At 64.1% G+C, this 7,228-nt stretch carries 8 protein-coding genes; 6 read left to right on the top strand and 2 right to left on the bottom strand.

Annotation, left to right across the window (positions count from 1 at the left end; genetic code table 11):
• Positions 1 to 3 precede the first annotated feature (3 nt).
• Together RFN28_RS12975 and RFN28_RS12980 are read left to right on the top strand one after the other, a co-directional pair.
• Complete coding sequence (locus RFN28_RS12975) at positions 4 to 468, top strand: hypothetical protein (RefSeq protein ID WP_320287721.1); 465 nt, start codon at positions 4 to 6, stop codon at positions 466 to 468.
• 202 nt (positions 469 to 670) lie between these two features.
• Positions 671 to 874 (top strand): hypothetical protein, encoded by a 204-nt coding sequence (locus RFN28_RS12980; RefSeq protein WP_320287722.1) that lies wholly within the window; start codon positions 671 to 673, stop codon positions 872 to 874.
• 8 nt (positions 875 to 882) lie between these two features.
• Here the strand turns inward: RFN28_RS12980 and RFN28_RS12985 are convergent, their stop codons facing one another.
• Positions 883 to 1,803, bottom strand: a complete 921-nt coding sequence (locus RFN28_RS12985; protein ID WP_320287723.1) for a diacylglycerol/lipid kinase family protein — start codon at positions 1,801 to 1,803, stop codon at positions 883 to 885.
• A gap of 243 nt (positions 1,804 to 2,046) precedes the next feature.
• Here RFN28_RS12985 and RFN28_RS12990 point away from each other — a divergent pair, with 243 nt between their 5' ends.
• A complete protein-coding gene (locus tag RFN28_RS12990; protein ID WP_320287724.1) occupies positions 2,047 to 3,384 on the top strand; it encodes a PRC-barrel domain-containing protein in 1,338 nt (445 codons plus the stop codon).
• Between the two features lie 58 nt (positions 3,385 to 3,442).
• On the opposite strand, the gene RFN28_RS12995 is transcribed toward RFN28_RS12990, so the two are convergent.
• Positions 3,443 to 5,011 (bottom strand): alkaline phosphatase family protein, encoded by a 1,569-nt coding sequence (locus tag RFN28_RS12995; RefSeq protein WP_430677936.1) that lies wholly within the window; start codon positions 5,009 to 5,011, stop codon positions 3,443 to 3,445.
• Between the two features lie 213 nt (positions 5,012 to 5,224).
• Here RFN28_RS12995 and RFN28_RS13000 point away from each other — a divergent pair, with 213 nt between their 5' ends.
• The 3 genes from RFN28_RS13000 to RFN28_RS13010 are packed head-to-tail and all read left to right on the top strand — an operon-like array spanning position 5,225 to position 7,092.
• The gene (locus RFN28_RS13000) at positions 5,225 to 6,157 is read left to right on the top strand and encodes a VOC family protein (RefSeq protein WP_320287726.1); all 933 of its coding nucleotides are present in this window, start codon (positions 5,225 to 5,227) and stop codon (positions 6,155 to 6,157) included.
• Between the two features lie 4 nt (positions 6,158 to 6,161).
• Entirely contained in the window at positions 6,162 to 6,800 is a 639-nt protein-coding gene (locus RFN28_RS13005; RefSeq protein WP_320287727.1) for an alpha/beta hydrolase, read from the top strand.
• Entirely contained in the window at positions 6,793 to 7,092 is a 300-nt protein-coding gene (locus tag RFN28_RS13010) for a GNAT family N-acetyltransferase (protein WP_128258873.1), read from the top strand. Before RFN28_RS13005 ends, RFN28_RS13010 begins: the two co-directional genes overlap by 8 nt.
• The last annotated feature ends 136 nt before the right edge of the window (positions 7,093 to 7,228 follow it).

A 7,228-nucleotide genomic window follows, 5' to 3' on the forward strand; every position in this document is an offset into this window, starting at 1 on the left:
CAGATGGGGACACTGGGCTCGCTGATTTCGGCCCTTGCCTCCGGCGAGGCGATGGCAGCTGTGCGACGGGCGCGAACGACGGCGATCCTCTATGGGATTGCCGGCATTCTTGCGTTGTGCGGCGTCGGCTTCCTTGTCGGCGCCGCTTACATTTGGTTTGCCGCACGCTACGGGCCGCTGGCGACGTCCCTGGGTTTTGGCGCGGGGTTCCTGGTGCTGGCGGCGCTTCTCCTGCTCATCGATCGCCTGACGACGGGCATGCGTGCGCGGCGCCGGGCGCGTCGGCGCAAGGCCGACATGACCGCGGTTGGCGTTGCCGCGGCGCTCGCGCTGCTGCCGGCGCTTGCCAGGAGCAAGGGCGGCCTGGGCGCCGTCGCCGCGCCCGTGCTTGCGCTCGTCGCCTACGCCATCTACCGCGAGAACGTGAAGCCCGGGCCTCAAGACTCTGATCCCGGCAAAACGCCGTAGGCAAGCCGTTCCGCATCCTTAACCAAGCGGCTGATGTCGGCCGGGCAATTTGGCTGCCTTTCTGCCCACCAATCCCAGGCTCCGCGGCAAGCGGCGGCCCGATCCGTGCCGGATCTCGCCGTCGGCAACGGAACCTTCGCAAAAGGGGCCCGTTACCCGACCATGCCGTGACCGACGCCGCCACGCAACACGGAGGCGAATGATGGCCAAGATCGTTCCTGAAGACAAAGCCCGCCAGGGCCGCTGGGGTTGGCACGCGCTGCGGATCCTCATCGCCGGGCTCCTGCTGGCCTTCATCGCTTGGGGCGCGGTCGAGATCTATGGCGAGGTGATCAAGGGCCCGACGACCGGGCAGAGCGTGCCACAGGCGCCGGCGACCGGGCAAAAACCCGCGCAGGGCGGCTGACCGCCTTATTACGCCGCCTTTGCGTGCGCAGTGCTTGCTGGAACCAGCACGTTCAACGCGCCGGGATGAATCTCGACCACCGTCTCGCGTTCCAGCTTGAATAATTCGCCATCCATGACCGCGCTGAACTTCTTTACAGGCGAATGGATCTTGAGGACGGCCTTGTCGGCCTGGTGGATTTCGACATGTTCGCTGTCGCGCCAGCGGCCGCGCAGCATGACGAGGAACAGTTTCGCCAGGTCGCGGCGCCTGCGCGCAACGCTGACATAGATGCCGAGCACGCCCCCAACCGGATTGTCTGCGTAAGGCAGATGGCCCTCGCCGAACAGATTGTTGCTGATGCTGATGCCTGTCGCGCGGGTGATGATCTCGGCCTCGCCGACGGTCAGGGTCACCTTGAGGGTATGCGGGTTCTTGATCGTTGCCCATGCGGCGCGAACGGAAGCCCGCATCTTTCCCAGCCGCGAGCCGAAATCCATCTTCTCCCGAAGCTGCACCATCCTGGCATGCATGCCGATCGAAAACTGATGCACGAAGGGCTGGCCGTTGGCGCTTGCGATGTCGACAGCCGTCACCTCGCTTCCGGCGAAGGATTTCAGTGCCGCATCCAGCGTCTGCGGGATGCCGAGGCCGCGCGCGAAGAGATTCATCGTGCCGGCCGGCAGTATGGCCAAGGCCTTTTTCTTGTTCATGAGAAGCGATGCCGCCGTCGAAACCGTGCCGTCGCCGCCTCCAGCGATCACGACATCGATGTTCGGCTTCGCTGCGGCCCTTTTCAATGCCGCGGCGATTTCGCGGCCGGCAACAATGTCGATCTGAACCGAATGACCTTGTGTTTCCAGCGTCTCGCGCAGACGGTCGGCAAATGCCGAAATATCGGTCGTCCGCAGCGTGCCGCCATCCTGGTTCAGCACCGCAGCAAACCGCATGCGCGCTCCGTGTTCCTTGCAATTACTCAGCCGATTTCCCTGGTCGAACGTGACCCGTCAGCCGCTGGCTGAAACGGAAAGGACCGCGGAAAGGTTCCGTGAATGGGTCAGGGGTTTGGCATGAGCGCAGGCTCGCCTTGTGGGAACAACGCCCCGCTCACGACGTTGTGAGGTTGAGGGATAATGCCGCATTTGGCCGCTTGGGGCGGTTGCGGCATTGGAAATCAGGCAGGAGGAACGATCATGATCCGCACTCTTTTTGCGACGACCGCGCTTGCAACGCTGCTTGCAACCGGTGCTTTTGCACAAACGGCGGTGCAGTCACCCGCACAGCCACCTGCCGCCGAGAACCCGGCCCCCGTGATCCGAGCGGAAGGCTCCCTCATGTCCAACATCGTCGGCGAATCCGTCTATAACGGCACCGGCGACGATGCCCAGAATATCGGCAAGATCGACGATATCGTCTTCGATGCCAGCGGCAAGGCAAAGTCCGCGATCATCGGTGTTGGCGGCTTTCTCGGTGTCGGAACGAAGGACGTGGCCTTCGATTACAGCAAGATGGAATGGGCCGAGAAGAACGGCGACCGCTGGCTGGTGGCCAAAACGACCAAGGACGAGCTGAATGCCCTGCCGGCATTCGATCGCAAGCCTTATGATCCGGCTCCGGCCCAGTCGGCTGACGCCACGCAGCCTTCAACCAGCACGGGCGGAGCCCAGAAGCCGGTGGATCTCAATGCCAAGCCGGCTGAACCGGTCAAGAAGGCGGAAGGCAATCTCGCCACGAACATCATGGGCGAGTCGGTCTATAACAGCACGGCCGACGATGCCCAGAAGATCGGCGACGTGAAGGACATCGTGCTTGCCAAGGACGGCAAGGCCGAGTCGCTTGTCATCGGCGTTGGCGGTTTCCTCGGCATCGGCACGAAGAACGTCACCTTCGACTTCGCTAAGGCAAAATGGGCGGAGAAGAATGGGGATCGTTGGCTGGTCGCCGAGACCACCAAGGAGGAGCTGCAAGCTCAGCCGGATTTCAATCGCAAGGCATATGATCCGGCGCCGGCGCCAGCCAGCGCGGCCGCGAACAATGCTCCGGCCACCACCACTCCGACCGTGGCATCCGCCGACACGACCGCCGACAAGGGAAGCAAGCCGGCTAAGCCTGCGCAGACCACGGCCGAAAACAAGCCGGCGGATACGGGCACGTCCGCTACCGACACGACCAAGACGGCCTCGATCGACAAGTCGACGCTGACCGAGATCCCGATGGGCACTATCCGAGGTGACGAGCTGAAAGGTGCGACCGTCTATGGTGCCAACGACGCCAAGATCGGCACGATCGGCGATGTCGTGCTGACGCCGGACAAGAAGCCGGATGCGGTCATCGTCGACGTTGGCGGCTTCCTCGGCATCGGCGCCAAGGAAGTGGCGGTCGGCATGGACAAGCTCAAATTCATGGCCGACAAGAACGGCAAGAAATATCTCTACACCAACTTCACCAAGGAGCAGCTGCAGGCGCAGGCGGCCTATGACAAGAGCACCTATGCCGCCAACCGCGACAAGCAGAGGATGATGTTGAAGTAGGCAGTAGGCAGTAGGCAGTAGGCAGCAGGGGTACGCTCTCAACAGCTTCCCCTGTTGCCTATTCCCTGTTCCCTACCGCCCAACCCACATGTCCAACCACGCCATCGTCCGTGAGCTCCGCCAGCGCCAGGGACTGGTCCAAATGCCTGGCGCGCCAGGCTAGCATCTTCTCGGCGAATTCCAGGCGCGCGGGCAGGTAGGCGGGGTCGTTCGCGACGTTGGTCAGCTCGCTGGGATCCTTCGTGAGGTCGAACAGCAGCGGCGGCAGGCCGCCGCCGAAATGGACATATTTGAAGCCGCTCGTGCGGATGACGGCCAGGTTGCAATCGCGCGCGCCGATGTCGAAGTAACGTTCTGCTTCGCCGTCGGCGACCGAGCGGAAATCGAATTCCCAATGCGCCTCGTCGCGCCAGTCCGCCGGCTCCTCGCCGTCGAGCCACTGCGCCAGCGACCTCCCGTCGAGGTGCGGTTCGGGTGCTGCGCCGATCAGGTCGAGCAGGGTCGGAAAGACGTCCACGGCCTCGGTGAAGCGGTCGACCGTTGCGCCGGCTGCCGCGCCGCGGCGCGGATCGCGGACGATCAGCGGAACGTGGTAGCTGGCGTCGAAATAGCCGCCTTTGCCAAGCATGAAATGGTCGCCCATCATCTCGGCATGGTCGGAGGTGAGCACGATCACGGTGTCATCCCAGACACCGGCCGCCTTCAGCGCCTGCCAGATGCGGCCGAGCTGCGCGTCGACTTCCGAGATCATGCCGTAATAGATCGCGCGGATGCGGCGGAAGTTTCCGTCGCCCCAATCCGGTACCTTGCCCTCGATGCCAGGAACGAACTTCGTCCGCTCCTGCCGCTCGAGATCGTAGGCGAGATAGGGGTGGCTTTCCGCCTCGGCCTGCCAGCTCGCGGCGCGCCGGAAGGCTGGGCCGTCGGCCGGGTCATACATGGTGTTGTAGGGCTCCGGCACGATGAAGGGCGGGTGCGGGCTGATGAAGGAGATATGCGCGAACCAGGGCGCGCCCTGCTCCTGCTCGCCAAGCCAGCGGATGAATTCGCCGGCCAGGAACGCCGTCGGCGTCCGATCTTTCGAATAGACCGGCGGCGCATTGGTCACATCGACCTTGCCTTGCCCGCTCGCAGGACGATGGATGTCCGGCACGCCGGCGCTGGTGTCGATGCCTTGCATGCTGAGCCAGGATAGCCACTGTCTCTGGTGCTCGGGCAGGAACTGGCGCACGGTGAAGCCGGGCAGCACGCCTTCGTAGCTCCTCAGCCGCAGATCGCCGGCCGAGAGCCGGCGCGGATCCGGTGCGACATCGGTGTAGCCGAACAGCGTCGGGTCATAACCCGCGGCGCGCGCCGACAGCGCGACGTTGCCATGACGGGCATCGAGCGGCGTGCCATTGCGGCAGACGCGGTTGTTCATCTGGTAGAGGCCGGTATAGAGGCAGGCGCGCGCTGGCGAGCAGGGTGCGGCGCCGCCATAATGGCGCCGGAACAGCACGCCCTCGGCGGCGAGCGCATCGGCGTTCGGTGTTTTCACCACCGGATGGCCGGCAGCCGACAGGCAATCGCCGCGCCACTGGTCGCAGGTGATGAGGAGAACATTCGGGCGGCTCACTCGGTTGTCCAAAAGTCTTCTCCTCAGGCAGGCTGCCCGCTCATGGAGCCGAAATTTGCGAGCGTTGCAAGCTGCGGCAGTTCATGGAGCGTGAACGGATACGAGATGGTCGTTCATTTTTATGATACAGTCCATTCTGTGTTTGGCCGCTTTGCGCGGCCGGAGGGCATCCTCATATTGGCGTGGACAGCGGCGAGGGCCGCAACAAGGATAGGGAGCGCAATCATGCTCAATCAGATCAAGGGCCTGCATCACGTCACCTCGATGGCGAGCGATGCGCGCCGCAACAATGAATTCTTCACCAGGAAGCTCGGCTTGCGCCGGGTCAAGAAGACGGTCAATTTCGACGCGCCCGACGTCTATCACCTCTACTACGCCGACGAATTCGGTACGCCGGGCTCGGTGATGACCTATTTCCCGTTTCCCGATATCGGCAAGGGCCGGCATGGGGTCGGCGAGGTCGGCACCACGGTCTTCTCGGTGCCCGAGGGCACGCTTGCCTATTGGGAAAAGCGCTTCGCCGACGAAGGCGTGAGCGGCGTTGCCCGTGACGAAAGCTTCGGCGAGAAGCGGCTGACCTTCACCGGTCCCGACGGCGACAGTTTTGCCCTGGTCGAGGACAAGGCCGACACCCGCGCGCCCTGGGTGAAGGGCGGCGTTCCTGGCGATGAAGCGATCCGCGGCTTCCACTCGGTCGCGCTCAGGCTGAAGGACGGCGGCGCCACCGAGGAGCTGTTGAAGTTCATGGGCTATGAGGAGATCGACAAGTCCGGCAACGTCCGCCGGCTGGCGATCCAGAACGGCAACGGCGCCGATATCGTCGACATCGAATCGCTGCCCACTGCCGGCTTCGCCAATCTCGGCGCCGGCTCGGTGCACCACGTCGCCTTCGCGGTCGAGGATCGCGCCAGGCAGCTCGAGGTGCGCAAGGCGCTGGTCGACACGGGCTACGGCGTGACCCCGGTCATCGATCGCGATTACTTCTGGGCGATTTATTTCCGCACGCCGGGCGGCGTGCTGTTCGAGGTATCGACCAACGAGCCGGGCTTCGACCGCGACGAGGATACCGCGCATCTGGGTGAAGCGCTGAAGCTGCCGACGCAGCACCAGCATCTCAGGCCCTATCTCGAACAGCACCTGCAGAAGCTGGAAGACTAAGGCCATGCGCAAGGACGCTTACATCCACAAAGTGCTGCCCGGTTCGCCGGGCAGCCCGCTGCTCTTCGTCTTCCACGGCACCGGAGCCGACGAGAACCAGCTTCTGTCCTTCGGCCGTGAGCTTCTGCCTTCGGCGACGATCGTGTCGCCGCGCGGCGACGTGTCGGAGCAGGGCGCTGCCCGCTTCTTCCGCCGCACCGGCGAAGGCGTCTACGACATGGACGACCTTGCGCGGGCGACGGCCAAGATGGCCGGCTTCGTCAAGGCGCATGTCGAGGCGGAAAAACCCTCGGCGGTGTTCGGGCTCGGCTATTCCAACGGCGCCAACATCCTTGCCTCGGTGGTGTTCGCGGAGCCGAGCCTATTCAATGCTACGGCGCTGATGCATCCGCTGATCCCGTTCGAGCCTCATGTGCAGGGCAATCTCGCCGGCCGCCATATCCTGATCACGGCCGGCAGGCGCGATCCGATCTGCCCGCCGAACCTGACAACGCGGCTGGAAACCTATTTGCGCGCCGACGGGGCCGATGTCACAGTGGAATGGCACGACGGCGGGCACGAGGTGCGGCCGAATGAAATCGAAGCGGCGCGGCGGCTCTTCGCCCTCGCGCCTTCCGCCGAAGGAGGCAAGAAGAATGGCTGACCAACTGCCCGAGATCGAGCTGGAAGACCGCGGGTCGAAGGGACGCTACGTGCTGCGCGGTCCCGGCGGCGCCGAGGCCGAAATGACCTTCACCAAGATCGGCGAGCACCAGCTCATCATCGATCACACCGAGGTGCCGGACGTCTTTCGCGGCCAAGGCGCCGGGCTTCGCCTCGTCACCCGCGCGGTCGAGGATGCGCGCGCGGCGGGCAAGAAGATCATTCCGCTCTGCCCCTTCGCCAACGCCCAGTTCCGCCGCCATCCGGAATGGGCCGACGTGCTGAAGCACTAGCGCCGTCTTCCCCTTCTCCCCTTGTGGGCTAGCGTGCGCACACATTTGCGTCTGTGGGATGTCAAGCGGAAGGTGGGGCTGCGAAAGGGGCTTGAAGGGCTGGAATCACGTGTGATTCTGTAGCGGCCATTGTTGA

Source organism: Mesorhizobium album, from assembly GCF_033977205.1.
Lineage (GTDB): Bacteria > Pseudomonadota > Alphaproteobacteria > Rhizobiales > Rhizobiaceae > Mesorhizobium > Mesorhizobium album.